This is a genomic window from Bradyrhizobium jicamae, from assembly GCF_018130215.1.
GTDB classification, from domain to species: domain Bacteria; phylum Pseudomonadota; class Alphaproteobacteria; order Rhizobiales; family Xanthobacteraceae; genus Bradyrhizobium; species Bradyrhizobium jicamae_A.
The window spans coordinates 94,912-120,935 of the sequence record NZ_JAFCKQ010000004.1 but is presented as its reverse complement, the minus strand read 5'-3'; the positions used below and the strand labels follow the sequence as shown (position 1 = coordinate 120,935).

31 protein-coding genes and 1 tRNA gene are annotated in these 26,024 nt (G+C 65.5%); 13 read left to right on the top strand and 19 right to left on the bottom strand.

Going from position 1 to position 26,024, the window contains the following annotated elements; all coding sequences use genetic code 11:
• Positions 1-198 precede the first annotated feature (198 nt).
• From JQ586_RS07965 to JQ586_RS07955, 3 genes are all read left to right on the top strand, one after another.
• The gene (locus JQ586_RS07965; RefSeq protein ID WP_212393979.1) at positions 199-1,716 is read left to right on the top strand and encodes an AMP-binding protein; all 1,518 of its coding nucleotides are present in this window, start codon (positions 199-201) and stop codon (positions 1,714-1,716) included.
• Positions 1,717-1,862: 146 nt separating this feature from the next.
• Positions 1,863-2,834 carry a S1C family serine protease gene (locus JQ586_RS07960; protein ID WP_212393978.1) on the top strand — a complete coding sequence of 324 codons (972 nt, stop codon included), beginning with the start codon at positions 1,863-1,865 and terminating at the stop codon, positions 2,832-2,834.
• 22 nt (positions 2,835-2,856) lie between these two features.
• The gene (locus tag JQ586_RS07955; RefSeq protein WP_212393977.1) at positions 2,857-3,927 is read left to right on the top strand and encodes a phospholipase; all 1,071 of its coding nucleotides are present in this window, start codon (positions 2,857-2,859) and stop codon (positions 3,925-3,927) included.
• Between the two features lie 80 nt (positions 3,928-4,007).
• Here JQ586_RS07955 and JQ586_RS07950 read toward each other — a convergent pair whose 3' ends face one another.
• Positions 4,008-4,907 (bottom strand): SDR family oxidoreductase, encoded by a 900-nt coding sequence (locus JQ586_RS07950; protein WP_212393976.1) that lies wholly within the window; start codon positions 4,905-4,907, stop codon positions 4,008-4,010.
• Between the two features lie 44 nt (positions 4,908-4,951).
• Positions 4,952-5,692 carry an SDR family oxidoreductase gene (locus JQ586_RS07945; RefSeq protein ID WP_212393975.1) on the bottom strand — a complete coding sequence of 247 codons (741 nt, stop codon included), beginning with the start codon at positions 5,690-5,692 and terminating at the stop codon, positions 4,952-4,954.
• 120 nt (positions 5,693-5,812) lie between these two features.
• Between JQ586_RS07945 and JQ586_RS07940 the strand changes: the two genes are divergently transcribed.
• Together JQ586_RS07940 and JQ586_RS07935 are read left to right on the top strand one after the other, a co-directional pair.
• Positions 5,813-6,700: a LysR family transcriptional regulator gene (locus JQ586_RS07940; RefSeq protein WP_212393974.1), complete on the top strand. Its 888-nt coding sequence runs from the start codon at positions 5,813-5,815 to the stop codon at positions 6,698-6,700.
• 61 nt (positions 6,701-6,761) lie between these two features.
• A complete protein-coding gene (locus tag JQ586_RS07935) occupies positions 6,762-6,959 on the top strand; it encodes a hypothetical protein (RefSeq protein ID WP_212393973.1) in 198 nt (65 codons plus the stop codon).
• Between the two features lie 43 nt (positions 6,960-7,002).
• On the opposite strand, the gene JQ586_RS07930 is transcribed toward JQ586_RS07935, so the two are convergent.
• Positions 7,003-7,305: an AzlD domain-containing protein gene (locus JQ586_RS07930; RefSeq protein WP_212393972.1), complete on the bottom strand. Its 303-nt coding sequence runs from the start codon at positions 7,303-7,305 to the stop codon at positions 7,003-7,005.
• Positions 7,298-7,975 (bottom strand): AzlC family ABC transporter permease, encoded by a 678-nt coding sequence (locus tag JQ586_RS07925; RefSeq protein WP_212393971.1) that lies wholly within the window; start codon positions 7,973-7,975, stop codon positions 7,298-7,300. The genes JQ586_RS07930 and JQ586_RS07925 overlap by 8 nt, the downstream gene beginning before the upstream one ends.
• 73 nt (positions 7,976-8,048) lie before the next feature.
• On the opposite strand from JQ586_RS07925, the gene JQ586_RS07920 reads away from it, so the two are divergent.
• A complete protein-coding gene (locus tag JQ586_RS07920; protein ID WP_212393970.1) occupies positions 8,049-8,651 on the top strand; it encodes a CGNR zinc finger domain-containing protein in 603 nt (200 codons plus the stop codon).
• Between the two features lies 1 nt (position 8,652).
• On the opposite strand, the gene JQ586_RS07915 is transcribed toward JQ586_RS07920, so the two are convergent.
• From JQ586_RS07915 to JQ586_RS07890, 6 genes are all read right to left on the bottom strand, one after another.
• Positions 8,653-9,345 (bottom strand): DsbA family protein, encoded by a 693-nt coding sequence (locus JQ586_RS07915; protein WP_212393969.1) that lies wholly within the window; start codon positions 9,343-9,345, stop codon positions 8,653-8,655.
• Positions 9,346-9,381: 36 nt separating this feature from the next.
• A complete protein-coding gene (locus tag JQ586_RS07910; RefSeq protein ID WP_212394127.1) occupies positions 9,382-10,161 on the bottom strand; it encodes a sulfite exporter TauE/SafE family protein in 780 nt (259 codons plus the stop codon).
• A 94-nt stretch (positions 10,162-10,255) separates the two neighbouring features.
• The gene (locus JQ586_RS07905) at positions 10,256-10,978 is read right to left on the bottom strand and encodes an LrgB family protein (RefSeq protein ID WP_212393968.1); all 723 of its coding nucleotides are present in this window, start codon (positions 10,976-10,978) and stop codon (positions 10,256-10,258) included.
• A complete protein-coding gene (locus JQ586_RS07900) occupies positions 10,975-11,361 on the bottom strand; it encodes a CidA/LrgA family protein (RefSeq protein WP_212393967.1) in 387 nt (128 codons plus the stop codon). Before JQ586_RS07900 ends, JQ586_RS07905 begins: the two co-directional genes overlap by 4 nt.
• 214 nt (positions 11,362-11,575) lie before the next feature.
• Complete coding sequence (locus tag JQ586_RS07895; RefSeq protein WP_212393966.1) at positions 11,576-12,019, bottom strand: PaaI family thioesterase; 444 nt, start codon at positions 12,017-12,019, stop codon at positions 11,576-11,578.
• A gap of 5 nt (positions 12,020-12,024) precedes the next feature.
• Complete coding sequence (locus JQ586_RS07890; protein ID WP_212393965.1) at positions 12,025-12,459, bottom strand: thioesterase family protein; 435 nt, start codon at positions 12,457-12,459, stop codon at positions 12,025-12,027.
• Between the two features lie 109 nt (positions 12,460-12,568).
• Between JQ586_RS07890 and JQ586_RS07885 the strand changes: the two genes are divergently transcribed.
• Entirely contained in the window at positions 12,569-13,123 is a 555-nt protein-coding gene (locus JQ586_RS07885; protein WP_212393964.1) for a TetR/AcrR family transcriptional regulator, read from the top strand.
• 51 nt (positions 13,124-13,174) lie between these two features.
• Here the strand turns inward: JQ586_RS07885 and JQ586_RS07880 are convergent, their stop codons facing one another.
• On the bottom strand, positions 13,175-13,651 hold the full coding sequence (locus tag JQ586_RS07880; protein ID WP_212393963.1) for a hypothetical protein: 477 nt from the start codon (positions 13,649-13,651) through the stop codon (positions 13,175-13,177).
• Positions 13,652-13,829: 178 nt separating this feature from the next.
• Here JQ586_RS07880 and JQ586_RS07875 point away from each other — a divergent pair, with 178 nt between their 5' ends.
• The gene (locus JQ586_RS07875) at positions 13,830-14,105 is read left to right on the top strand and encodes a PsiF family protein (RefSeq protein WP_212393962.1); all 276 of its coding nucleotides are present in this window, start codon (positions 13,830-13,832) and stop codon (positions 14,103-14,105) included.
• A 134-nt stretch (positions 14,106-14,239) separates the two neighbouring features.
• On the top strand, positions 14,240-15,319 hold the full coding sequence (locus tag JQ586_RS07870) for an AbrB family transcriptional regulator (RefSeq protein WP_212393961.1): 1,080 nt from the start codon (positions 14,240-14,242) through the stop codon (positions 15,317-15,319).
• A gap of 57 nt (positions 15,320-15,376) precedes the next feature.
• Here JQ586_RS07870 and JQ586_RS07865 read toward each other — a convergent pair whose 3' ends face one another.
• Positions 15,377-15,913, bottom strand: a complete 537-nt coding sequence (locus tag JQ586_RS07865; RefSeq protein ID WP_212393960.1) for a disulfide bond formation protein B — start codon at positions 15,911-15,913, stop codon at positions 15,377-15,379.
• Positions 15,914-16,108: 195 nt separating this feature from the next.
• Between JQ586_RS07865 and JQ586_RS07860 the strand changes: the two genes are divergently transcribed.
• Positions 16,109-16,193: transfer RNA gene (locus JQ586_RS07860), tRNA-Leu, on the top strand.
• Positions 16,194-16,271: 78 nt separating this feature from the next.
• Positions 16,272-16,754, top strand: a complete 483-nt coding sequence (locus JQ586_RS07855; protein ID WP_212393959.1) for a DUF4440 domain-containing protein — start codon at positions 16,272-16,274, stop codon at positions 16,752-16,754.
• Positions 16,755-16,796: 42 nt separating this feature from the next.
• On the opposite strand, the gene JQ586_RS07850 is transcribed toward JQ586_RS07855, so the two are convergent.
• The gene (locus JQ586_RS07850; RefSeq protein WP_212393958.1) at positions 16,797-17,267 is read right to left on the bottom strand and encodes a nuclear transport factor 2 family protein; all 471 of its coding nucleotides are present in this window, start codon (positions 17,265-17,267) and stop codon (positions 16,797-16,799) included.
• Positions 17,268-17,600: 333 nt separating this feature from the next.
• On the opposite strand from JQ586_RS07850, the gene JQ586_RS07845 reads away from it, so the two are divergent.
• Positions 17,601-19,388 carry a chloride channel protein gene (locus JQ586_RS07845; RefSeq protein WP_212393957.1) on the top strand — a complete coding sequence of 596 codons (1,788 nt, stop codon included), beginning with the start codon at positions 17,601-17,603 and terminating at the stop codon, positions 19,386-19,388.
• 54 nt (positions 19,389-19,442) lie between these two features.
• Here JQ586_RS07845 and JQ586_RS07840 read toward each other — a convergent pair whose 3' ends face one another.
• The 6 genes from JQ586_RS07840 to JQ586_RS07815 all read right to left on the bottom strand — a co-directional run bounded on the left by JQ586_RS07840 (position 19,443) and on the right by JQ586_RS07815 (position 25,278).
• Positions 19,443-20,687: an acyl-CoA dehydrogenase family protein gene (locus tag JQ586_RS07840; RefSeq protein ID WP_249147399.1), complete on the bottom strand. Its 1,245-nt coding sequence runs from the start codon at positions 20,685-20,687 to the stop codon at positions 19,443-19,445.
• 111 nt (positions 20,688-20,798) lie between these two features.
• Positions 20,799-21,548: an SDR family NAD(P)-dependent oxidoreductase gene (locus tag JQ586_RS07835; protein ID WP_249147398.1), complete on the bottom strand. Its 750-nt coding sequence runs from the start codon at positions 21,546-21,548 to the stop codon at positions 20,799-20,801.
• Between the two features lie 38 nt (positions 21,549-21,586).
• Positions 21,587-22,831, bottom strand: coding sequence for an acyl-CoA dehydrogenase family protein (locus tag JQ586_RS07830; RefSeq protein ID WP_249147396.1), 1,245 nt, complete (start codon positions 22,829-22,831; stop codon positions 21,587-21,589).
• 152 nt (positions 22,832-22,983) lie between these two features.
• On the bottom strand, positions 22,984-23,925 hold the full coding sequence (locus tag JQ586_RS07825; RefSeq protein WP_249147415.1) for a helix-turn-helix domain-containing protein: 942 nt from the start codon (positions 23,923-23,925) through the stop codon (positions 22,984-22,986).
• Positions 23,926-24,151: 226 nt separating this feature from the next.
• Entirely contained in the window at positions 24,152-24,913 is a 762-nt protein-coding gene (locus JQ586_RS07820) for a hypothetical protein (protein ID WP_212393955.1), read from the bottom strand.
• 119 nt (positions 24,914-25,032) lie between these two features.
• Positions 25,033-25,278, bottom strand: a complete 246-nt coding sequence (locus JQ586_RS07815; protein WP_212393954.1) for a hypothetical protein — start codon at positions 25,276-25,278, stop codon at positions 25,033-25,035.
• A 103-nt stretch (positions 25,279-25,381) separates the two neighbouring features.
• Between JQ586_RS07815 and JQ586_RS07810 the strand changes: the two genes are divergently transcribed.
• Entirely contained in the window at positions 25,382-26,023 is a 642-nt protein-coding gene (locus JQ586_RS07810) for a hypothetical protein (RefSeq protein ID WP_212393953.1), read from the top strand.
• Position 26,024 lies beyond the last annotated feature (1 nt).

Genomic DNA, 26,024 nt, shown 5'->3' with positions numbered 1-26,024 from the left:
TTGAACTTTACCGGAATCTTGACGCGGCTTTTAGGGATGCCGAATTCATCAAATCCGGCAGTGGGATACCGATCCTTTGGGCGCCGGTCGCTTGACTCGATCGCACCTCTGTTGATGAAGTGAGGCAGCGTGGCTTGCCGCCGCGCCCCCCTGCAACAAGAGCGGCCTCAAGACGCCCTCATCTGACGGAAACGCCCCATGCTGATTCCCCTCGCCGACGTGCCGCGCTGGTATGCCGACCGCAAGCCGACGGATGCGATCGCCGTCAGCCACGGCCAGGACACGCTGACCTGGGAGCAACTCGAACGCAGGGCCAATGCGCGAGCACGGGCGTTTGCCGCGAGGGGCGTCAAGCCTGGCGACTTCGTCGCGATCGGGCTGCCCAACAGCAACGCGTTCTTCGAGACCACCTTTGCGGTGTGGAAATGCGGCGCGACGCCGACCTCGCTGTCGTGGCGGCTGCCGCGCGGCGAGGCCGCCGCGGTGCTCGATATCCTCAAACCCGCGCTGGTCGTCGGCGGCGAGGCCGACTGGAATGCGCCGAACTCGCTGCCGGCGAGTTTCGTGCCCGACGGATTTTCCGACGAGCCGATCGCCGGCCCGATCGCGCGCTACTGGAAGGCGATGACGAGCGGCGGCTCGACCGGACGACCGAAGGTGATCCTCGATCACAACCCCGCCGTGATCGACACCGCAACGCCGCTGATGCTCGGGATTCCGGATCAGGCCTCGCTGCTCAATCCCGGCCCGCTCTATCACAACGCACCGTTCATCCTGTCGCACTCGGCGCTGTTCGGCGGCGGACGCCTCACCGGCATGGTGAAGTTCGACGCCGAGGAGACGCTGCGGCTGATCGAAGAGAACCGCGTGCAGTGGGTGAACTTCGTGCCGACCATGATGCACCGGATCTGGGCGCTGCCCGAGGAGGTGCGCAACCGCTACGATGTCTCCAGCCTGCAGATCGTGTTCCACATGGCAGCTCCGATGCCGCCATGGCTGAAGGAGAAGTGGATCGAATGGCTCGGGCCGGAGCGGGTCTGGGAGCTCTATGGCGGTACCGAGCGGCAGGGCGCCTGCGTCATCAACGGCGTCGAGTGGCTTGCGCACAAGGGCTCCGTCGGCAAGATCGGGGAGGCCGCGCGCCTGCGCATCATCGGCGAGGACGGCAATGACGTTGCAACAGGCGAGACCGGCGAGATCTATTTCCTGCCCAATGACGGCGCCGGCAGCACCTATCATTATCTCGGCGCCGCGCCGAAGCGGCGCACCGACGGCTGGGAATCGCTCGGCGATATTGGCCGGCTCGATGAGGAAGGCTATCTCTATCTCGGCGACCGCCTCGCCGACATGGTGCTGCGCGGCGGCGCCAACATCTATCCGGCCGAGGTCGAGGCCGCGGTGAGCGCGCATCCCGATGTGCGCTCCTGCGTCGTGGTCGGGCTGGCAGATCCCGAATTCGGCCAGCGCGTGCATGCGATCCTCGAACTGGCCGACGAGACCGACGCGCAGGCCGTCGCCGACGGCATGGGCGATTTCCTTGCCGACCGGCTCAGCCGCTACAAGCATCCGGAAAGCTTCGAACGCGTCGGCGTGGCGTTGCGCGATGATTCCGGCAAGGTCCGCCGCACCTTGCTGCGCGACGAGCGCGCCGCCTGGATCAAGGAGGACCGCGCCTTCCGCATCATGCCTGCGCGGAAGGCATCACGGGGCGATTGAGTTCAATTCATCTTGCGATGAGGACGTCTGCACGCCACATGAGCTGTGCAGGCGCCCGCCCAAGGTATATGTTTCCATCTTCCCTGCCGGCAGAACCTCGGATTTACTTCGGAGGTTCCAGCGCCCTGCACGCCAGGAGATCCTACATGGCCACGATGACCGAATGGAAAGTGCCGCCGGCCTTTCAGCCCCGCCCCGAGGATTATCGCTTTAATCTGGATCGCGCGCTGATGAGCGTAGTCGGACTGCATTCGATCATTCCGTCCGACGCCTTCAGCGCCGAGACGCTCGGCACCGAGCGCGTCGGCAATGGCGTACTGATCGATGACGGACTGGTGCTGACGATCGGCTATCTGATCACGGAGGCCGAAACCGTGTGGCTGCATCTCGGCGACGGCCGTGTGGTCCCGGGACACGCGCTCGGCTTCGATTTCGAATCCGGCTTCGGCCTCGTGCAGGCGCTCGGCCGGTTCGATCTCGATCCACTGCCGATCGGCTCGTCGGCGCTGACGCGGATCGGCGACAATGTCGTGCTCGGCGGAGCCGGTGGCCGCACCCGCTCGGTCGCCAGCCAGATCGCAGCGAAGCAGGAGTTCGCCGGCTACTGGGAGTATCTGCTCGACGAGGCGATCTTCACCTATCCGTCGCATCCGAACTGGGGCGGTGCCGGGCTGATCTCCGACACCGGCGAATTGATCGGCATCGGCTCGCTGCAGCTCGAGCGCGAGCGCTCCGGCAAGGCCGAGCACGTCAACATGGTGGTGCCGATCGACCTCCTGAAGCCTGTCATCAGCGACATACGCAAGTTCGGCCGCGTCAACAAGCCGGCCCGGCCATGGCTCGGCATGTTCACCACCGAGATCGACAACCGCATCGTCGTGGTCGGCATCGCCAGCAAGGGCCCGGCGGCGGGCGCCGAATTGAAGACCGGCGACGTGATCCTCGCGATCGCAGGCGAAAAGGTGACGAGCCAGACCGTGTTCTATCGCAAGCTCTGGTCGCTCGGCTCGGCCGGCGTCGACGTGCCGCTCACCGTCTACCATGAGGGCGTCACCTTCGACGTGACGCTGAACTCGATCGACCGCATGCGGCTATTGAAGGCGCCAAGGCTGCACTGAACAAGACTGAAAGGCAGCGGCGATGAGCGAGGCCGTGGTTGACAACATCGTGGCCGTGCTGCCGCCGCTGTTGCAGACGCTGGAAGCGCTGACCTTTGTCGCGCGCAATCTCAATCCGGCGGAGTTCGGCCGGGTGATGGAGATCGCGGGCGAGCCCGACGCGGCGCTGCAGGCGGTACGGCCGCGGCTCGCCGACTGGCCGGAAAAGTTCGCGCAGATCAGGGCGGCGCTCGAGGCGGCGTGCGACGCCGCGCTGTCCGGTTATGCGGGCCTGCGCGCAGTGGAGAGCGGTCAGGGCGATCTCGTCAGCGTGTTCCGCGCGCTGCGCTATCTCCCGCGTGCGCAGGAAGCGCTCTATGCGCTGGTCGCGCAATTGCCGCCGGTGAGCCAGTTTTTCGTCGTCCCGGAATTGTGCGAGGACGCCGACCTGCTCGCCAGGCTCGATGCGCCGGCGAACGCGAACACGGGAATTTTCCACGAGCAGAACGAACCAGGCAGCCGCGGCGGCTTCTCGCTCTACGTGCCGGAATATTACACGCCCGATCGCGCATGGCCGCTGGTGATGGCGCTGCATGGCGGCAGCGGCAACGGCCGCGGCTTCCTGTGGAGCTGGCTGCGCGACGCCCGAAGCTTCGGTGCCATTCTCGTCGCGCCCACGGCAACGGGAAACACCTGGGCGCTGATGGGCAACGACACCGACACCCCGAACCTCAACCGCATCCTCGATTATGTCGGCTCGCGCTGGACTGTCGACGGCAAGCGCCTGCTGCTCTCAGGCATGAGCGACGGCGGCACCTTCAGCTATGTCAGCGGCCTCGACGGTGCCTCGCGCTTCACGCATCTTGCCCCGGTTGCGGCGACGTTCCATCCGCTGATGGCCGAGATGGCCGACGCCGGGCGGCTGCGCGGCTTGCCTGTTTTCATCACCCACGGCCAGCTCGACTGGATGTTCCCGGTGCAGACCGCGCGGCAAACCCGGCAATTGCTGTCCGCTGCCGGCGCCAATGTCACCTACCGCGAGCTCGACGATCTCAGCCACACCTATCCCCGCGAGATCAATGCGGAGATATTGCGGTGGCTGAATCAAGCGTAAGAGACGCACGGCCTGTCCTCGTCATTGCGAGCATTGCTTCGTCGCTTCGCTCCTCGCAATGACGTGGAGAGAGTGCCGTACTACCCGTTCACCCGCGGCTTCAGCAGGTCGGAGAAGCCGACCCTGTGCAGCATCTCGCTGCGAACGCGGTCGATCACGCCGAACGCGACCTCCGCGCCATCCTGCGTCGGATCGATGTGCACGCGGAACGGCCGCTTTCCGAACGGCGCGTCGACCACCTCGACGATCGCTTCCGCCACCGATGACGCATCGGCATCCGCGGGCACGATCGCCGAGAACGCCGTCATGATCTGCTCGCCGAAGCCGGCATAGGGACCGGCCTCATATTCGGCGACGCGCGCATGGTCGGCGGGTCGGCCGGAATGCGCGAAGTGATTGGTGCCGCCGGTGAAGGCGCCGGGCACGATGATCGAGGTCTCGATGCCCCAGCGCGCCAGCTCGCGCGCATAGATCACCGCCATCGCGTCCATGCCGGCCTTCGCCGCGAAATACGGCGCGAGATAGGGCGGCGTACCGCCGGCCGAGCTGCTGCTCGACACCCAGACCAGGAGCCCCCTGCCCTGCTTGCGCAGCTGCGGCAGCGCGGCGCGGTTGACGCGCTGGGTCGAGAGCACGTTGATGTCGTAGAGTTCGGCAAGCTGCTCGGGCGTGAAGGCCTCCGCCGGGCCGAACACCATGTGGCCGGCATTGTGCATCACGACGTCGAGGCGGCCCTCCTCGGCGACGATCTGCGCAATCGCCGCATCGACCGAGCCTTGCGAGCCGACGTCGAGCTCGAGCGCGCGCAGATCGACATTGTTGTCCCTTGCGAACGTCTCGACGTCGGCGGCCGCCGCGGCGTTGCGGCCGGTGGTGCCGCGCATCGAGGCGTAGACGGTGTGTCCTGCCTTGGCGAGCGCGTTGGCGGCGAGGCGGCCGAAGCCGCTCGACGCGCCCGTGATGACGATGACCTGTTTCATGACAAGTTTTCCTTGCTGTCGGGTTGGATGAATCTTTGCGGGCGTCAGACCAGACCGCCATTGGCGCGCAGCGTCTGTCCGTTGATCCAGGCCCCGTCGGGACCGGCAAGGAAGGCGACGACGGCGGCGATGTCGTCGGGCGTGCCGAGCCGCTCCAGCGGCACCATCCTGGCGAAGCGATCAATCAGGTCGTCCGACTTGCCGTTGAGGAACAGGTCGGTCGCGGTCGGGCCGGGTGCGACGGCGTTCACGGTGATGGCGCGGCCGCGCAATTCCTTGGACAGGATCGCGGTCAAGGACTCGATCGCCGACTTGGTCGCGGTGTAGATGCCGTAGCTCTCGAGCCTGGTGCCGACCACGCTGGTCGAGAAATTGACGATGCGCCCGCCATTGCGCAGCCGACGGGCGGCCTCGCGCATGGTGTTGAAGCTGCCCTTGAGGTTGACCGCGATGTGCTGGTCGAACAGCGCATCGTCGGTGTCGGCGATCTTCGCCAGCTTCATGATGCCGGCATTGTTGACCAGCACGTCGACGCCGCCGAATGCCGCTTCGGCCGCGTCGAACAGGCCGCGCACGGCACTGGCGTCGCTGACATCGGCCTTTGCCGTCAGCGCCCGGCCGCCGGCGGCCTCGATCCTGTCGGCGACCGCCTGGGCCGATTTGGCATCGCCGGAATAGTTGATCACGACGGTGAAGCCGTCCAGGGCCAGGCGTTCGGCGATTGCGGCACCGATTCCGCGCGACGCGCCCGTCACCAGGGCTACCTTGTTGGTTTGATTCGTCATTTTAGATCTCCATCGGTTGAGCGGATCAGCCGCGTTTCGATGGCAGGATCTTACTTCTTTGCATATTTCGGATAATCGTGCATTATCTGGCATCACTATTCGCTTTATTCGGACAATAGCATGGACCGATTTGAGGCGATGCGCGTGTTCACCCGCGTGGTGGAGCGCCGCAGCTTCTCGCTTGCCGCCGACGATCTCGGTCTGCCGCGCTCGACGGTGACCGACGCGGTGAAGGGATTGGAGGCGCGGCTCGGCGTGCGGTTGCTCGAGCGCACCACGCGCGCCGTGCGGCCCACGCTCGACGGCGAGGCGCATTACCGGCGCTGCCTGTCGCTGATCTCGGATCTCGAAGACGCCGAAGGCGCGTTCGGCGGCGCCAAACCAAAGGGATTGCTGCGGCTCGAAGTGCAGGGCACGCTGGCGCGACACTTCCTGCTGCCGAATCTGCCCGGCTTCTTCGCCGCCTATCCCGACATCGAGATCACCATGAGCGAGAGCGATCGCTGGATCGACCTGATCCGCGAGGGCGTCGACTGCGTGCTGCGTTTCGGCCAGTTGCGCGACAGCGACATGATCGCGCGCCAGGTGGTGATGCTGGACCGGCTGACCTGCGCGACACCGGAGTATTTCGCGCGCTTCGGCATGCCGACCGATCCGCTCGCTCTCGACGGCCATCGCATGATCGGGCTCCGTTCGCTGACGACGGGACGGCTGCGCCACATGGAGTTCGTGATCGACGGCGTGCTGAAGGAATTTCCGCTGCCCGCGCCGATGTCGGTGACCGGGCCGGAAAGCTATCTGGCGACCGCCAGGCTCGGTCTCGGCCTGGTCCAGGTGCCGCGCTTTCATGCCGAAACCGATCTGGCGCAGGGAACGCTGGTCGAAGTGTTGCAGCACTGCCGGCCGCCATCGGTGCCGGTGCACCTGCTCTATCCCCGCAACCGCCAGCTCTCGCCGCGTGTCCGCGTCTTCATCGATTATGTGATGCGCGCGTTTGGACAGGGCTGAGTTGCTGCCGGAACCAGCATCGCCCCTGCGACGTTATCCGGCCAACACCGGAGGATGTGTGATGCGAGTCATTTTGGGAATGATCCTGGGCGCTCTGCTGCTCGGCTGCGGCGTCTATGCCCATGATTCCATGCAGTCGACGGACAAGCAGGTCGCAGCAGAGAACCGCAACATCGTCAATTGGGACGTCGCCGCGCATGACTGGAACGTGTTGAAGACGCGCGCGCATGAGGAGTGGACCAGGATCGCATCCAGGTAACGGCTGAATGATCGTAGCTGCGTCCCGGCACCGGGACGCAGCGTCACATCCCGAGCGCTGACGCCATGAGTGCCGCGCCGAAGCCGGCCCCCAAAGCGGCCCATTCCCGGTTGTTGATCGCCATCGCTGCGATCGCAACCAGGGTCCCGACCAGACCTGCCAATCCGCCGGACAAGCAGCCGCCGACAATGAATGCGACGAAGAGATTGCCGGGCGCGAGACGAAGAAACCGCGCCACGACACCGTCGTCGCGGAGCGATCCAGCAAGAACGTATCCGCCGGCGCGCATGGCGTAGCAGGTGACGCCGAGAATCAAGATGGCGGCGAGAACCTCGAGGTCATGCATCGGTCCGCTCCATCATGCTCACCAGCGTGCCGCATCCGCCCCCGATCAACATGGACCAGCTGGCGTCCACGAACCGGGCCACCAGCAGCGCGACGATCGCGGAGGTCAGCCACGGCCAGACCGATTTCAAGTTTTTCCACTGGCTCGGAAGCAGGGTCGCGATGAACATCGTCGGCAGCAAGGCGCCGGCGAGCTTGAGCGAGCCGCCTGCGGCCAGCGGCGCGGCGTAGGCAAGCGCAGTGCCGCCGCTCCAACCGATCGCCATCGGGATGCTCGATCCAAGCAGGTAGCCTGCGTCAGGCCCGTTGCGCTCCGCGTCCGAGCTCGTCATCAGCCACGACGCGTCCGCCAGCAGGAACAGAGTGGGCAGCATCCGGCGGATCGCAAAGCGACCGAACAGCTGGCGCAAATGCGCGCCCATGAGTAAGTATCGCGAATTGGTGGCGATGCAGGCGACGACCATGGCGACGATCGGCAGCGGGCTGGCCCACATGCTCAGCGTGATCGCCTGGGCCGTGGCGGAGTAGACGAGCAGGCTGAACAGGAAAGCATGCGACGCTCCCAGCCCGAGCCCCTTGTATGTCAGTCCCATCACGAGGCCCGCGGCGCCGTTGCTGAGCAGGAACGGCAGGGCCGCGACCAGGCCCCGCCTGAATCCGGCTGAGGTCATGGTCGGGACGCGGGGCGAGGTTTTTGCACTTGTAATGGTCATGACCATTAGATTAGATTGATGAGAGGCCGTGATGTCAAGGGATCCCGCGCGGGCAGCGACGCAGTTCTTCGGTGGACGGGTCTGCCTCGACTTCGCGAACACGCTCGACTGGCGAACCTCTGATGAGCCGCAGGAGCTGATCCCGGATTATGCGTCCCTGCTGTCCTGGAGCGAACGTCGCGGGACATTGCCGCTTGCGGCGAGCCGGAAGCTCAAGGCGCGCGCGGCGAGCCGCGAAGCCGAGGCCATTTTGCAGAAGGGCTACGCCCTGCGTCGCGACATCTGGACCATCTCGGACGCGCTGCGCGACGGACGCAGCGCGGACCTCCGCCTCGTCAACCAGATGCTATCAGGCGCGCCGCGGCAACCCGAGCTGATGCGGCAGGACCGCGGCTATCGCCACGCCCTCGCCGGGGCCGACGTCAGCGAGCCGCTATGGCCGGTGCTGTGGTCGCTGACGGCCCTGCTGGCGTCCGACGACGCCGGCCGCATCGGTTGTTGCGAGGCCGAGGGCTGCGGCTGGTTCTTTGTCGACGAGAGCCCGAACCGGACCCGCCGCTGGTGCTCGAGCGAAGTCTGCGGCAATCGCGAGCGCGCGCGCCGCGCCTATGCGAAGCGGAAGGGCTCCGCGTGAGTCAAAGCTTATTCTTCTCGATCTTGCGGCCCATATTGGCCTTGCGGGCGTCGGCGATCACCTGCTCGAACTGATCCATGCTGAGCACCCCGGGCACGCGGTACTTGCCGACGATGAACGACGGAGTGCCGTTGAAGGCGAAGGCTTCGGCCTGATCGTTGTTGCGGGCCAGCACGGCGTCGATCGCCGATGCGTTGCTGTCGAGATCCTTCTTCAACCGGTCCATGTCGAGACCGGCACCCGAGAGCAACTCGCCGATGCGGGGCTCGGTGATCCGCGAACTCACCGCCATCATCGCCTCATGGGCGACCAGGAACTTGTCCTGATAGCGCGCCGCCAGCGCCATCCGGGCGGCGACCTTCGAGACCGGTCCGAGGATCGGCCAATCCTTCAGCACCAGGCGGACCTTGCCGTCGTCATGCACCACCTGGCGCAGTTCGGGCTCGAGCTTGCGGCAATAGGGGCAGTTGTAGTCGAACCATTCGACAATGGTGATGTCGCCTTCAGGATTGCCCGCCACCGGGATATCCGGGTCGCGCAGCACCTGCGCCTCGGTCAGCACCTTCTCTTCCTGCGCGTCATCCGCGCGGGCGGATCGCGCGGCCAGCAGGACCGCGCCGGTTCCGAGCAGGCCGAGCGCAGCGCGGCGGGTCGGGCCGGGATTGATGGCGGATGGAGTGGTCAACCGGTTCATATGCAGGTCTCGCGAGGAACTCTCGCCCTTCTACGCTCAGGACGCCGTGATGTTACGCAGCAGCATATAGATCGCCACCACGATAATGACAGTGGCGAACACGATGTTCAGCGCGCCCCGCCGTTCCGACAGATGCCGCGCCGAGCGCGTGCCGACCAGCCCTCCGGCGATGCCGCCGGCGACGAATAGCCCTGCCAGGCCCCAGGACACCAGCCCGGACCACGCATAGCTCAGCGCCGTGGTCATGCCGAAGGCGGTGACCGCCACCAGCGAGGAACTGACCGCGTTCATGATCGGCATGCCGGTCGCCAGCATCAGGGCGGGCACGATCAGGAAGCCGCCGCCGATGCCGAAAAAACCGGACATCGTCCCGGTCGCGAGCCCGAGGCCGGCGATCGCGGGCATATTGGACATGTCCATCTTGACGCCACTCAGGCCGACCCGCGCGCGGTTCTTCAGCATCAGCGCGGCAATCACCAGCATCACCAGCGAGAACAGCGCGAGCAGCTTCTGGCCATCCAGCATCTTGCCGAGGATCGACCCGCCGAACGCCCCGACCATGCCGGCTGCCGCGAACAACAGCGCGCAGGACCAGATCACCGTGCCGCCGCGGGCATGATTGGAGAGGTTGACGGCCGCATTCGCCGCGACCGCGATCGCCGACGTGCCGATCGCGACATGCGGCTCGGGCACGCCGACAACATAGACCATCAGGGGCACCGCAAGGATCGATCCGCCGCCGCCGACCAGGCCCAGCGAAAAGCCGACCAGCATTCCCGATGCCAGTCCAAGCAGGCTCTGCGTGACAGAAAACAACAAAGGGATGAAGACTCGCGTTAGAGGCCGCCACCCTAGAAGGATTTGCTGCCGATTGCCATGCCAATAGCACAAAACTGCACTGCGGAGACCATTAGTGCACCAGAAATGTCACCGCCAGCGGAACCAGCAGCGAGGTGACCAGCGCATTCAGGCTCATCGCGATCCCCGCGAAGACGCCGGCGACTTCGTCGACCTGGAAGGCGCGCGCGGTGCCGATGCCATGCGCGGCGATACCCACCGCAAAGCCGCGGGCGCGATAGTCGGTGATGCCGGTCAGGTTCATCAGCGGCGTCACGATGATGGCGCCCATGATGCCGGTCAGGATCACCGCAACGGCGGTCAGCGAGGGATCGGCGTGCAGGGATTGGCTGATGCCCATGGCGACGCCGGCAGTGACCGATTTCGGCGCCATCGCCAGGATCAGGCTGCGCGGCAGGCCGAAGGCCTGGGCCAGCAGCACCACCGAGACGATCGCGGTGACCGAGCCGGCCGCGAGCGCGATCAGCATCGGCAGGATCGCGGCGGCCACCCGCTTGCGGTTCTCGTAGAGCGGCACGGCAAGCGCGACGGTGGCCGGCCCGAGCAGGAAGTGCACGAACTGCGCGCCTGCGAAATACGTGGTGTACGACGTCCCGGTCAGCAGCAGGAACGCGCCGATGATCCACATCGCATGCAGCACCGGATTGGCGAGCGGATGGCGCCGCGTCGCAAGCGACACTGCGTCGGCGGCCGCATAGGTCAGCAGCGTCACGGTCAGCCAGAGCAGCGGCGACTGCGAAAGATAGACCCAGAGCGAGAACGGATTGTCGCTCATGGCTCCTCGTCGGCGCGAGACAGAAGGCTGCTGGCGGCCACGAAGGTCGCGACCGTCACCAGCAACGTGACGATCACGGAGACAGCGAGGATCGCCAGGATCGCGACGCCATGCTCGGCGAGCAGGTCGAGCTTCTGCACCACGCCGACGCCGGCCGGGACGAACAGCAGCGACAGATTGGCGAGCAGGCCGCGGCTCGCCCCCTCGACGCCGTCATTGGCGAGCGGCCCGCGCGCCAATGACGGAAATTGATCACGCGCGAGCAACAGCAGCAGCAGCAGCAGCAATCCGACCACCGGGCCGGGCACCGGAACGGCAAGCGCGCGCACGGTCACCTCGCCGATCAATTGGCAGAGCAGGATCAGGCTGAGGCTGGCGATCATGGAAGGGGCATCCGCGCGACAGTCCCATCAGGTCGTCGCGCGGGATGCTTGTCAACGTATACTGACGCATGCCCTTCCGTCATCGCGAGGAGTTCGTGACGCAATTGCGAAGCAATCTTGCGCTGACGCGACCAAGCAATGCATCGTTCCGCATATGCGGGTAGACGGACTGCGTCGCTTCGCGCGCAATGGCGCGACGGCGATGTCGCCTCTGCTACCCCCGCCGGGCCAGCGCCATCAGCGTGCCGGTCATGGTTGCGACCAACGTCTCGGCGCCGTCGTTCAGCGCGTAGGCCTTTGCCTCGCAGAATGTCAGGGTGCGCCCGGGCTTGAGGACGGTGGCGCGGAAGACGAACCGCTCTCCCTTGGCCGGTGCCAGCAGGTTGGTCTTGAACTCCACGGTCAGGATGTCGGAACCGGCCGGCATCAGCGTGAAGGCGGCAACTCCGCAGGCATTGTCGAGACCCGCGGTGATGATGCCGGCATGAACGAAGCCGTTCTGCTGCGTGAAGTCGGCGGAATGGGGCATCGCGAGATCGGCTTCGCCCGGCTCGATGCGCGAAACCGAAATGCCGAGCGTCTGCATCGCGCGCTGGCGCGCGAACATGTCGGCCGCGACCGCGCGGTAGTCGGGATTGCGGGGTTCGAAACGCGGCATGGCCGTCACGCGCTCGCCCGTTCTTGCGGCACGAGGTGATGCATCGCGGCGTAGCGGATCGCAGGCGCGAACGGCGCCGACTTGCGCGCGGCGCGATCCATGTGCACGGCCGTGATCTCGCAGGTCGCCGCGACCTCGCCGCTTTCGGCATTGCGCATTTCGTGCAGGAAGCGGATCGACTTGTCGCGGAACTCCAGAAGCCGGCTCTTGACCTCGACGATGTCGCCGGCAAGCAGCTCGCGCTTGTAGGAGAGGTTCTGCTGCACGGCGGCCATGCCGCGGCCGGATTCGCGCAGGTAGCTCGGCGTCAGGCCGAGCCGCGCGAACAGATTCCAGTTCGCCTCGTCGAACTTGCCGACATACCACATGATGTTCATGTGGCCGATGTGATCGCACTGCCAGGGATAGACCGTGCCGCGATAGGTCGCCTCGCCCTCCATCGTGTCGCTCTCCTGCTTTTTGCCCGTTCCCGCTCGTTGATACGGTAGCGTATCAGCAACGAAGCGGGCTAGCAATACGGTACCGTATCAAGGGACATGCGGAGACCAGATGACTGACGGCAAGGGTGATGCCTGGATCGCGGCCGGCTTTGCCGAGCTCGCGCATTCCGGCATCGAGGGCGTGCGGGTCGAGGTGCTGGCGAAGAACCTCGGGGTGACCAAGGGCGGCTTCTACCGCCGCTTCCGGGATCGCGCGGCGTTGCTGGAGGCGATGCTCGCGACATGGCGTGACGGCCGCATCGCCGCGATCGAGAAGCACACCGCGCTCGACGGCGCCAGCGCGCGCGAGCGGCTGAAGGCGATCATCACGCTGTATTCGGAGCGCATGAACTCCGAGGCGATGGCGATCGAGCTCGCGATCCGGCAATGGGCCCGGACCGATGAGGCTGCCGCACTCGCCGTCGCGAGCGTCGATGCCGCGCGGTTGAAGAATGTCGGCCAGCTGTATCGCGCGACCGGCCTCTCCGCCGAGGAGGCCGACGCCAAGGCATTCCTGTTCTACTGCTTCATCTTCGGGCAGAGCCTGCTGTTCCCGCAACACGGCCCGCGCAAGCGCGCGCAGCTCCTGACGATGTCGGCGCAACTGCTCAATGATGATGGATAAAAAAGCGGCCGGCACGAGGCCGGCCACTCACCTGACTCAAGCCCGCCGAGTTCAGGCGCCCTTCAGGTGCTTGTTGCACTCGCTCCAGTAGCCGCCGCCCTTCTGGATCCACTTCAACCCGCCATTGCCGCCGGTGGCCTTGTTGGCCTTGTACTGGTCGTCGCAGGTGTGCATGCGCGCCTTACCCGCGGACTCCTTGGCATATTTGGGATCGACTGCATTCGGAAACACGGCCGGGGCGCCTGGCATCGCCGGTGCCGCGGCGGGCGCGGCTTCCTTCTTGGCTTCCTTCGGCGCGGCGGGAGCAGGCGCGGCAGCGGCGGGCGCGGCGGCCGGCGTCGCGTCGGCACCGCATTGTGCCTTGCGGAATTCGTTCCACTTCTGGCCATTGAGCGTGCCGGCCGTCTTGGCGGCCTGGTACTTGGCGCTGCACTCCTGCGTTGTCAGGGCCTGCGCCGGCGCGGTGGCCGCAAAGGCTGCAAAGCCCGACAGTGCAATCGCGCAAAACAATCTGGTCTGGATGGTCATCCTTGGTCTCCCTTGGGGGACAGTGGCGTGAGACCATTATCCTAGCGCAACCACCACTTGCGACAACGCGTGAGCCCGCCCGCGCCTCAAAATATTGTGGCAGCGAAAGCCCGGCATGTTCATCCACGGTTCAGCATCGACGCGCAACGGTTCGCCTCCCTTCCTCACGAGGTGCCACATGAAGACCATTTCATCGATCGCGACCGCAACCGCAATTGCCTCCCTGCTGCTGATGGGCAGCGCCTTCGCGCAAACCGCTGCGCCGGCCGCCAAGGACGCCGCCCCCGCGGCCACGATGGCCAAGACGCCGAAGCAGCACAGCGCCGAGTCGATCGAGTGCTCGAAGGAAGCCGACGCCAAGGGCCTGCACGGCAAGGAGCGCAAGAAATTCCGCTCCGAGTGCAAGAAGGAAAAGATGGGCGGCGCTGCTGCGGCTCCCGCGGCGAAGCAATAATAAATAGACATCTTTCAGGACTTCACCCTCCCCGCGCGGGAGGGTGAAGGTTTTCTGCGCCTTGAATTCGGGCGCATTGCTGCAGTCGCGGCACGCAATTGTCCTGCGGATGCGAATTTGCCATAAGCGGCGTGATGACCCGCGCTTCGATGGCAACTGCCATTCCCGACCGCACGAAGATCCTGAATGGGCTCGAGACTCTCGTCATCGGCGCCGCCGGAGGCTTGCTGTTCCTCTGGGCGGAATTGCCCGGCGGGCTGATCTCGGGGGCGATGGCCGCGGTCGCGATCGCAGCCCTTGCGGGACGGCCGCTCGCGGTGCCGCCGGTGCTGACCCAGACGGTGCTGGTGCTGCTCGGCATCTCGCTGGGCTCGCTGATGTCGCGGCAACTGCTGCAGCACATGAGCTCCTATCCGATCACGGTCGGTCTGTTGGCGCTCGCGACCTTCTGCTCGACCTTCGGCTCGAGCTACTACCTCCAGCGCGTGCACGGCTGGGACCATACCTCGGCGCTGCTTGCCGGCAGCCCCGGCGCGCTGTCGCAGATCACGATCCTCGCCGCCGAGAAGGGCGCCGACGTCGCCGCGATCGCGGTGGTGCAGACCATCCGCGTGATCATCCTGACCGCGGCCCTGCCGCTGGTGCTGGCGTTGACCGGCATCACGCATGCCACGCCGCCGCCCCTGCCGACCATGGTCGCCTCGCCGCTCGGGCTTACGGCGCTGGTGGCGAGCTCGGTCGCGGCCTCCCTGGCGCTGCGCTGGATAAAATTTCCGGCGAGCTGGATGTTCGGCGCGATGCTCGCCTCCAGCCTGCTGCATGGCGCGGGTCTGGTCGACGGCGGCCTGCCGCCCTGGCTGCGCAACGTCGCGCTGGCCGGCATCGGCGCGATCATCGGCACCCGCTTCGCCCGGATGAAGACATCGACCCTGCTCGGCCACGTCAATGCCGGGCTCGGCTCGTTCGCGATCGCGATCGCCATCTCCGCCGTCTTCGTCGCGGTGATCGCCTTCACCACCAACGTGCGGCTCGCCGACGTGGTGGTCGCCTTCGCACCCGGCGCGATGGACGCGATGCTGGCGCTGGCGCTGACCCTGCACATCGACCCGATCTTCGTCGGCGCGCATCATCTGGCGCGCTTCGTCTTCGTCACGATCGCGACGCCGGGGATCATCCATCTGTTCGGCCGCCCGCAGGACGACGTGGACGATTAGCGCGGGATCGCGCATTTCGACTTCGTTCTGTGGGACGAGATGGCAGGTTTCGCTCGGTCAGGCCTTCGCCGCCTTCACCACGCCCCAGCCGGCGATCGCAGCCATCAAGAGCGAGATCAGCACGTTGTAGCCGGCGAGCGAGAGGCCGAGGAAGCGCCACTGCACCTCGTCGCAGCGGACCACCTTCACCTTGTCGAGCTGCTCCAGCAGGCTGCCGGCATTGCCGAGATTGACGATCGGGCCGGTGCAGTCGGTCGGTCCCTGCCAGAACCCCCATTCGACACCGGCGTGGTAGGTCCCGAGGGTGGCATTGGCGAGCGCGGCAAGGCCGAGCAGGACGAGCCCGGCCAGCACGACCGGGCGCGGCGCGCCCCGTGCGGCCGCCAGCGCAACCAGGACGCCGAGCGGGACCGCGAGGTAGTAGGCATAGCGCTGCTCGAGGCAGAGCGGACAGGGCAGGATCTCCAGCACGAGCTGGAAGAACCATGCGCCGGCCAGCGTCAGGGCTGCAATCACGGCAATCGCGCCGGATGCCGTCAGCGCCGGATTGCCGCGAGCGGGGGCGTGCGAGGAATGGGCGGTGGCGAGCGTCAAATCGTATCTCCCGAGCGCATCGGTCCGCGAGAGGTATATCCGGATTCCGTGCCTGATCGGGGTCGTATCGCGGGCAAAAACCGCTGTCGAGGCGCGGGACAATCACATCCGCGCGGGTTGACCGGAACAGACTGCCCGCTATAGTCCGCCGCGCTTCGCGACCCCAGCCGTTTCGTTTGGCCGGAGCCCGCGAATGCCCCTGTGGCGGAACTGGTAGACGCGCTCGACTCAAAATCGAGTTCCGCAAGGAGTGCTGGTTCGATTCCGGCCAGGGGCACCAACCTTCGCTGTGTGCGGCGTGAAGGCGACAACGCCAAAATGGCGTACGCCGTCACCGTAATCCCGAGACCTTGATCTCTTGCGCCATCGGATCAACGAAACGCCGTGGCTTGCCCCGGAGACGACATCGATGAGCAATCGGAACGACGCCGCGGCTGAAATCAGGATGGCGCGCGCCGCGCAGACCAGGGCGATGGCCAATCGCGATTTCGAAGCCGCGGCATCGGTCTGGACCGAGGACGTGACCATGCGCAGGGCGCTCGGCCAGGCGATTGCGGGCCGGTCCGCCTACCTCGACACGCTGTCGTCCACCAGCTCCGGGCAAGATCCCATCATCTATCAGCGCACGGCCGTCACCGTCGATGTCAGCGATCGCTGGCCTCTGGCTTACGAGGAGGGGCGTTGGTCGGGACATCTCGGCGGTGCAGACGGGCAGCCGGTCATCGCCGGCCGCTATGCGGCGCAGTGGGTGAAACGGGACGGACGCTGGCTCATCCGCTCCGAAGTGTTCGTGGCGCTGACCTGCGAAGGCGCCGGGTGCCTGTATGAAGCATTGCCGTAACCGGCGGCAGCAGGCTCGCGTCTCGCAGCCCGCGGCTTAAGCTTAACGCGCCTTGACAGGCCGGTTGCCGTGGCTGTCCTGCGGCACGCCCCGCTGCAGCGACATGTGGGAATGGATGCCGAGCCAGCGCCCGTCGGCCTGGCGTGCGAGAATGATCGTCGCCCGCCCCGGTCGGTCGAAGCGGCCGCCGTCCGGATCGAAACCGGTGCTGGTCCACGGCGTGATCACCGTCGCCATGCCGCCGTCGGCGCTGACCAGCACCGCGGTATTGTCGAGGTCGAAAGCGAAATCCGCCGTGCGCGGCCAGACATTGTCCCATTGTGTCTCGGTCCAGCGCGCGAGGCCGCGGATGAGCTCCTGATAGGTGCCGAACGCGACGATATCGGGATGCCAGAACGGACGGGCAGCGGCATAGTCGACCGCCCTGACGCAGGCGGCGAAGCGTTCGAGCCAGTCGAAGATCGACCGGGTCGTCGCCGCATCGGCGAGCGGCAGGCCAGCTTCCTCACTCATGAACTTCCCCGATATGACGACCATGGCAAAATCGATTGGGCCAGAGGCGCATACCGGAGTCAAATCGGACGGCGCTCACGACGACGGGTTGCCTCCGGCCACGGTGTCAGTGCATTTGGCTCGGCGTCATTGAATGCACTGTCACTGCATTTCTGACGTGAGACGGCCGGCGATCAGCCGCTGCCGCGGGCCTTCCCGGCGCCGGATCGCCATCACTCATCGTTTGTTGTACTGAAATCCCGTCGCGCGCATTGTATGGCACAGTGCGGGCTCTCCATCGGCAATTTTGGCCCGCGAGCCGTGGCGTCGGGCTGGTGCAAGAAGGAACAGCGCGTGTTTGCTCGGATCAGGCACATCGTTGATTACCGGGGATCGAGCCGAAGCCTGACCCGCCTGCGCGCACTTCTGCGCAGCAACGAGTTCTATCTGATCCCGCTCGCGCTGGTGCTCGGCACCGCCACCGGCGCGGTGGTCACCCTGATGGCCGAGATCGCCCAGATCGCGCATGTCCTGATCTACGGGATACCGATCGATGTGCGGCTGTCCGCGAATACCTTCGTCAGTCCATGGGCGGCGCTGATCGCGCCGGCGACCGGTGGACTGGTGCTCGGCATCATGGAATGGTCGCGCCGCCGGATGAAGATTTCCAATGCCGTCGACCCGATCGAGGCCAATGCCCTGCGCGGCGGCCATTTGTCCATGCGCGACAGCGTGGTTGTCTCGAGCCAGACCATGATTTCCAACGGATGCGGCGCCTCGGTGGGACTCGAGGCCGGATACACCCAGATCGGGTCCGGTATCGCGTCGCTGCTCGGTCGCCTCCTCAATCTGCGGCGCAACGATCTTCGCCTGATCGTCGGTTGCGGCGCGGCGGCGGCCATCGCAGCCGCGTTCGGTGCTCCGATCACCGGAGCCTTCTACGCATGCGAGTTGATCGTCGGCGTCTATTCGGTCGGCAGCGCCGCACCGATCCTGGCCGCATCGCTCGCCGGCGCCCTGACTGCGCAATGGCTCGGCGGCGCGCCCTATTCGCTGGAAGTCCCGCGGGTGGGCGGGGTTGGCATCGAGCAATATCTGGCGCTCCTCGTGCTGGCGCTGATCGCCGGCGGCATCGGGATCGCGGTGATGCGGAGCTCGTCGGTTTTCGAGCGGCTGTTCGCCTGGCTGCCGGTCTGGGTCCGGCCGATACTGGGCGGCCTGATCGTCGGCGGCCTGGCGATCATCACGCCTCAGGTGCTTGCTGCGGGCCACGGTGCGATGGTCCTGGACCTGCATCATGAGATGGCGATCGGGCTGATTGCCGTGATCGTCGGGCTGAAGGTGGTCGCCTGCCTGGTGTCACTGGCATCAGGCTTTCGCGGCGGCCTGTTCTTCGCCTCGCTGTTCGTCGGCAGCCTGCTCGGCAAGTTCTTTGCCGGGGTCCTGCTGCTCGTCAGCCCCGCCCTCGCGCCCGATCCGCTGGTCGCCATGTTGACCGGCATGGCGACGCTCGGGGTCGCCATCGTCGGCGGCCCGCTGACCATGTCGTTCCTGGTGCTCGAGATGACGCGCAATGTCGACGTCACCGCGCTGGTGCTGGCCGGCTGCATCGTCACCTCGATCTGCGTACGCTCCATCTTCGGGCATTCGTTCTCGACCTGGCGTCTGCATCTGCGCGGCGAAACCATCCGCAGCGCCAACGACGTCGGCTGGCTGCGCAACCTTACCGTCGAACGCATGATGAGCTCCGACATCGGCAAGGTGCCGTCGACTTCGACCATTGCTGAAACCCGAGCCGAATTTGCACTGGGTTCGCGGCCCGGCGTCGTCGTCACCAACAGTGCGGGTGAATATGTCGGCCTCGTCATGCTGCCGGATCTCTATTCGGGCGACCTCGACGGCATCGCCAGTGATATCCAGGTCATCGAGCTTGCCCGTTTCACCGACGTCGTGCTGCTGCCCGAGATGAACGTGAAGACCGCAATGGCGGTGTTCGACGAGGCGGGGGCCGAAATGCTCGCGGTGGTCGAAGCCATCGATAGCCGCAAGGTGGTCGGATTCCTGACGGAATCCTTCGCCCGGCGTCGCTATGTCGATGAGATCGACAAGGCGACGCGCGGCGTGCTGGGCGCGCTGACATAGGTCGTCAATTCTTCAATTTCGGAGTGTCCTTCGCCGCGAGCCCGGCATGGACAGTCACGCCCCGCCGCATGCCGTGAGCGGGTCATACGCCGGCTGCATGAGCATGGCGTGCAACTGACGCCGCCGGACGCCCATATTGCCGCCGTCGAAGATCGGCAATGCGAGCGCATCACGCAACAGCCGGCCGAATGGCGTCTCGTGATCGTAGCTTTCGATTCCGACGACCCGCATGAGGTCGGTGATCACGCGAACGGCCGTTTCCGAGCCATAGATTTTCGCCTGGATGGCGAGCTCGTCCGCACCGGGCGACTGCGTATCGAGCGCATGACAGGCTCGCCAGCTGAGATAGCGCGCCGATTCGATCGCGATCTTGGCGTCGGCAAGCGCATAGCCGACGGCCTGGTGCTCGATAATGGGATGGATGCCGCCGCGTTTCTCCGTCTTGGCGAATCTGAGCGCAAAGTCGAATGCCGCCCGCATCAGGGCCACACCGAAGATTCCGACCAGCGCGGCCGTCCCGGTAAAGGCGCCCATGGCCAGGGTCAGTCCGTCGCCTTCCCTTCCGAGCAGGTTGTCGCGAGGCGCGGCAACATCCTGAAGGCCGAACTCCGGCACCAAATGCGCCCGGTGACCAATCGTGTCGATGGCGCGCTCGAACTTCACACCCGGTGCCGGTCCCTCGACCGCGATGATCGAGGTGCCTTTGTCCGGTGTTGCGTCCGGATTGGTCCTGCACACGACGCACAGGATATCGGCACCCTTGCGGTCCCAGCCGGTCGCAGAGGAAACCCACTTCTTGCGGCCGTTGATCGTCCAGGTGTTTCCTGCGAGCTTCCCGACGGTTCGGACGCCCTCCCCGGGAGGTAGCGAAGCCGCGTTCGCGCTTCCGCCGGGCTCGCTGAAGCAGAACCCGGCCAGCGGCGCGCCGGTCGCTTTCAGGAACGGCGCCAGCAGCCGGCCACATTGCTCCGGCGTTCCTCCAAGCAAGATCGGCAACAGGCCCAGAACGGTGCCCAGCATTGTCAGGGTAACGCTGGCGTTTACGCAGTAGAACTCCTCGGCCAGGATGGCCATATCGACCAGCCCCGCACCATCACCGCCGGCGGGCGCCGGAATGCATCTGCGCAGATATCCAGCCGCAACCATTGCCTCGTAGATCGGCCTGGTCGCCAGGAAGCGCTCTTCCGGCGTTGCCAGCGTTTCGCATGCGGCGGCTCCGGCGAGCGTGTCCTGGGCGAACCTGCGCGACTGCAGCTGCAGTTCGCGTTGTGCCTTCGTGAACGTGAAGTCAATGGCCATTGCACCAAATCTCCGAATGCTGCACCAACGTTGGCGTTCGTCAGGCGGACATGGAAAGACCGCCGACATGATCGGCCGGGGACCGTGTCCCGGCCCGGGCTCCGACTCCGGTTACTGAATCACGTGATGACCTGCGGCCTGCCCGCCGTCGACGTGCAGGATTTCGCCCGTCACGAACGGAGCCCGGTCGAGGTACATGACAGCCTCGACAATGTCCGACGCTTCTCCCATGCGTCCCATCGGATGTAGCCGCGCCAGGGCCGAATGCGCCTCGGCGGGATGCATTGGTGTCTTGATGATGCCTGGAGAGACCGCGTTCACGCGCACACCTCCACCCGCACACTCGATCGCGAGCGACCTGGTCGCGGCATTCAACGCGCCCTTGGTCAGGGACGCGAGCACGGAAGGGACACTCGTCATCGGTTGATCGACCAGGCTCGTGGTGATGGTCACGACGTGGCCGCTACCTCTTTTCAGCATCGCGCCGACCGCGGCCCGGGTCATGTAAAAGAAGCCCGTGACATTGGTGGCGATGTAGGCCGCATAATCTTCGTCCGAATACATGGTAAAGGGTTTCGCCATGAACATGCCGGCATTGTTGACCAGCGTGTCGATGCGCCCAAAGCGATCCAACGCTTCCTTGAGCGCCATATCAGCGGTCTTCCGGTCGGCGACGTCGCCCTGCACCGTGACGACATTGGCGTCGGCGGACGGCTTGATCGATCGCGATATCGCGACGACGCGATATCCGCGGTGATGGAAACCCTGAACAAGCGCAGCGCCGATTCCCTGCGATGCGCCGGTTACGACCGCAACCTTCGTTTCTGCATCTGTCATTTCACCAGCTCCTCCGATCGCCATTGTTGAACGAAGCGCAAGCGCGCATCGGATTTCAAATGTCAGTCGGCTTTCCCCTCGACGAGGGGATCGTAGCCGGGTCGTTTCAGGATCGCGTGGAGCTGGCGGCGACGAACGCCGACATTGCCTCCGCCAAAGATGGGAAGCGCCAGCGCATCCTGAAGCAGACGGCCGAGAGCACACTCGCAGTCGTAACTGTCCACGCCGACGATGCGCATCAGATCCGATATTACGCGGACCGCCATCTCCGAGCCGAAGATCTTGGCCTGGATTGCAAGCTCATCGGCGGCGGGCGATCTCTCGTCCACGGCCCGGCACGCCCGCCAGGCGAGAGCGCGCGCTGCCTCGATGACCGTCTTGGCATCAGCCAGGGCATATCCAACAGCCTGATGCTCGATGACAGCATGAATTCCACCGCGCCGCTCGGTCCGGGCGAATTGCAACGCAACGTCAAACGCAGCCCGCATCAGGGCCACGCCGAAGATCCCGACCAGGGCCGCAGCGCCCGTGAAGCTGGCCGCGGTCAGGACGAAACCACCGCCCTCCTCACCCACCAGATTGCCTCGCGGCGCTGCAACACCGTCAAAGCGGACCCGGGGCAAGAGGTGCGCGCGATGTCCCAGCGATTCAATTGCATGTTCGAACACAAAGCCTGCAGCCGGACGTTCGACAGCGATGATCGAGACGGATCTCTCGGGCGGCGCCGCGGGGTCGGTTCGGCAGACGACGCAAAGAATCTCGGCGCCTCTGCGATCCCACCCGGAAGCGGACGAAACCCAGCTCTTCCGTCCATGGATGATCCAGCGGTCCCCCTCGAGCTTCGCGGTGGTTCGAACGCCCTCGCCGGGACGTGGCGACGCCGCGTTGGCGCTGCCGCCCGGCTCCGTCGCGCAAAAGGCGGCCAGCGGCGCGCCGCTCTCCCGCAAGAAGGAAGCGAGCAGCCTGCCGCGCTGCTCCGGAGACCCGCCAAGCAGGATCGGAAGCAGCCCGAGCAGTGTGCCGATCAGGGTGAGGCTGACGCCTGCGTTGGCGCTGTAGAGCTCCTCCGCCAGAATGGCGAGCTCGACCAACCCCTCACTTTCGCCACCTGCCTCGCGCGGAATGCACTTGCGGAGAAATCCGGCTGCAATCATCGCCTCGTAGATCGGCCTGGTCGCAAGGAATCGTTGCTCGGCTGTCGGCAGCTGCTCGGCGGACCGCGCGGCCGCGAGCATATCCCTGGCGAACTCACGCGATCGAAGCTGAATTTTTCTCTGCTGGGGCGTCAGCGTAAAGTCGATAGCCATTTTCCGGATTCAATCAAGATTGCGCGATCCGGAACAGGCTAGCGGCCCGGAATCCCGAAATCTTGGGCTATGGCGCACGGTCTTTTGGTCGATGGCGCACTCACGCACGACAGCTCCGACGGCGATGCCACGCGGACAGAGCTTGAAGCGCCTTATGTGTTCGTCGCGGACATGGAGCGGCGAAATTCTCTCGGCGCCATGCCGAGGCTGCGCTTGAACAAGTGGTTGAAGTAGGAAATGTCGCGAAAGCCCGCGGCGTAGGCAATTTCCGAAATGGTTTTTCTTACCCCGGGATCCAGCAGGTTACGGGTGCAGAGCTGGATTCGCCGGGCGTTGATATGTTCGCCGACCGTCTGCTCCGTGGTCGAGAACAGCTTGTGCACGTAACGTTCCGAGCAATGGAATTGTCGCGCGAGCGCCACCGCCGACAGGTCGGGATCAACGATATGCCTGTCGATGTGATCGATCATCATCGACAACAAGACTGGAACCTTGATTGACTCCGATGACACCTGTTCAAGCGTGGAAGGTATCTGGGAAATCAGATCGACGATGTGGCTGCCGCCGAGCGCGGGAATCTCCGATGAGAACGGCGAGGTGAGGCAAAGGTCGGCGTAGGCGACCAGCGTCCGGGACAGGGCGCGGCCCATCTCGGTCGCCGTCAGACTCAATCGCGGGCTGCCGAGAAGGCAACTCGGCACCAGATGACGGGGAACCGCGAAGCAGAACAGCCGGAAGTCGTGGGTGTTCGCGATTTCAAATGGCTCGGTCGTATCGACCAGCGCCATGTCTCCCGGAGCGCAAATCTGAACATGCCCGCGTTGGAGGTAGCGGCCGACCCCTTCGAGCTGCAGGTTTATGAAGCACAGATCGTCGGTGCTGCGGGCAATATGGGAACGTAAGCGCAAAACCCTGTGCTTGGTCGCGGTGACGCGGGAAACCCTGATCGGATTCGCATCCTGTCTGACGATCGCACCACGGAAGGGCAGATCGGCAACGCGGCGAGGTTCCAGCTGGACGAAGGCGACCGCCAGATCGTCGGCCCAGCTGCCAAACGGTCGATTTGAGTTACCTTGCCGAGCCGACAATTCCATGGTCACCAAAGCTCTGGCTGTGCATTCGATGAATCCGGCTGGATGGAAGGCTATCTTCGGCGTCCGGGACGGTCAAATGCTTGTTCGGGCCGGCTTCGGCTGAAGCGCTCCACGAAATCAGCATCGGAAGTGATCGCAACGGATCACGAATCCCACGATGCCGCATGCCGGCACGATGCTGACATCGTTGCCGGAATGACCGGCGCAATGTCCGACAATCGCGCGGCTAGATCATCGCCGCGACTTTTTCCAGACCGATCAGGCGGGCGAGCGAGCGCACTTCGCTCTTCTGGTCCTCGCGGAGCTGGAACAGCAGCGGCATCGCGGCCGATTTCAGCTGCTGGACTTCCTCGGAGTCGGGATCGATCGGCACGCTGCCGCCGGTGCCGTCGCCCTGGCGCTTCGAGTGGATCTTGCGCGCTACCGCGCGCAGCGCGCTCTCGACCGGCGGCCAGTAGGATTCCTGGTCCGACGACAGTTTGAGGCGCTGCTTGATGCTGGCGATCTGCGCGTCGCTCAGCAGCGTGTAGGACTTCTGCGCGGCCGGCCTGGCGGCGGCCTTCGGCTTCTGCGGCGCCGGGGCGGCCGCGGGCTCGGCGACCTTTGGCGCCGCGTCGACGGGATCGGCGATCTTCGGCAGGCCGACATCGGCGGGCTCGGCCGAGGCATAGGCCTGGCGCAGGATGTCGGACGCGGCGGAGCCATTGGTGACCGTTACATTGGCGCCCGGAATATTGGCTTGGGCGCGCAACTGGAGCGCAGACGGCGCGGCGGGCGGATTGGCCGCCTGCGGCGGCTCATAGGCGGCGGCCGAGGCCACCACGAGCTTGTCCTGCTTGCTGGCCCTGTTGGCGACCGGTGCCGCCTCGGGAACTGCGGCGGCGACGGCGGACGCTGCCGGCACGCTGTCGCGGCCGAGGATCGCAGAGACTGCGGCGCCGCCGAGGAGAATAGAGGTCAGCGCGGCGAGGGTGATGGCTTTGGTCAAAAACGTCTCCAGTCCCGGCCGGTGTCACCGGAAGGTGAACGGCAATTGCGGCCTTAGCGTGCCACCATGGCGGCGAGACGCCGCCAATTGGGTGAAAATCGCGCCGAATCAGCCGAAAATCAGGCCGCGGCGGCGAGTTCGTAGGCTTCCTGGATATCGGCCACGATCTCGTGGGCCGTCCAAAGGGCGCCCGACTGCACCGAGCGCAGGCTGACCGTCCAGTTGGTCCGGCGGGTCCGCGGCGTGCTGACGATGTCGAACTCGACCTGGCGACACAGCGGATGCCGCTGCAGGGCATAGAAGACCCGGTTCCGAAGCTCATCGAGCGTCGCCGGGGTCTTGGCAATAAGCGCCTCGAATTCCATGTCGTCGTCCCATGATTGCCGGCCGTGGCGGCGGATCGTCCTGAGGCGCTATTGTTGGGGCTTTCATGGTTAATGGCGCGTTAAGGCGCACGCAGGCGTGGAGATGCAATCCCAGACGACGACCGCAGCGCCCGCGCCGTCGGTCCGCGGCGGCCTGACGGCCGCAGCGGCGATCTGCGCCATCACGCTGCTGATCGCGATCTTCGAGCCGTCGATGGCAGACTGGCCCTCCGGCGTGGTCGAGATGCTGCTGCTGCCACTGGCGGCGCTCGTGTTCATCGGCTGCACCGTCTGGTCGCTGACGCAGTTGCTGCGGGTCGGACACGACGGCGCGCGATTCGCGAGCCCTTTCCTGGTCTGCGCCGCCACGCTGGCGCTCATGACCTATGCGCCGCTCGAGGATTTCTACCTGCAATACGACTTCCACTGGCGCCGCACGAATCGCGAAGCGATCGTGGCGCGGGTCGAGCGCGGCGAACTGAAGCCCAATGTCGGCAACAGCGCCAATCTGATCGCCCTCGACGACGCGGGCCCTTACGTCTCGCTCGGCAACGACATCGTCGTCGACGAGGCCGATGAAGGCACCTACGTGCTGTTCCTCACCAGGCGCGGGCCGAAGCACACCTTCAGCGGCTTCCTGTACGTGCCATCAGGGGCCGATCCGACAAGATTCTTCGAGTTCGAGGACAGGCCGCCGAGCCGGCTGGTGGCTTACGGCACCGGCTGGTACTTCGTGGCGAACTGAA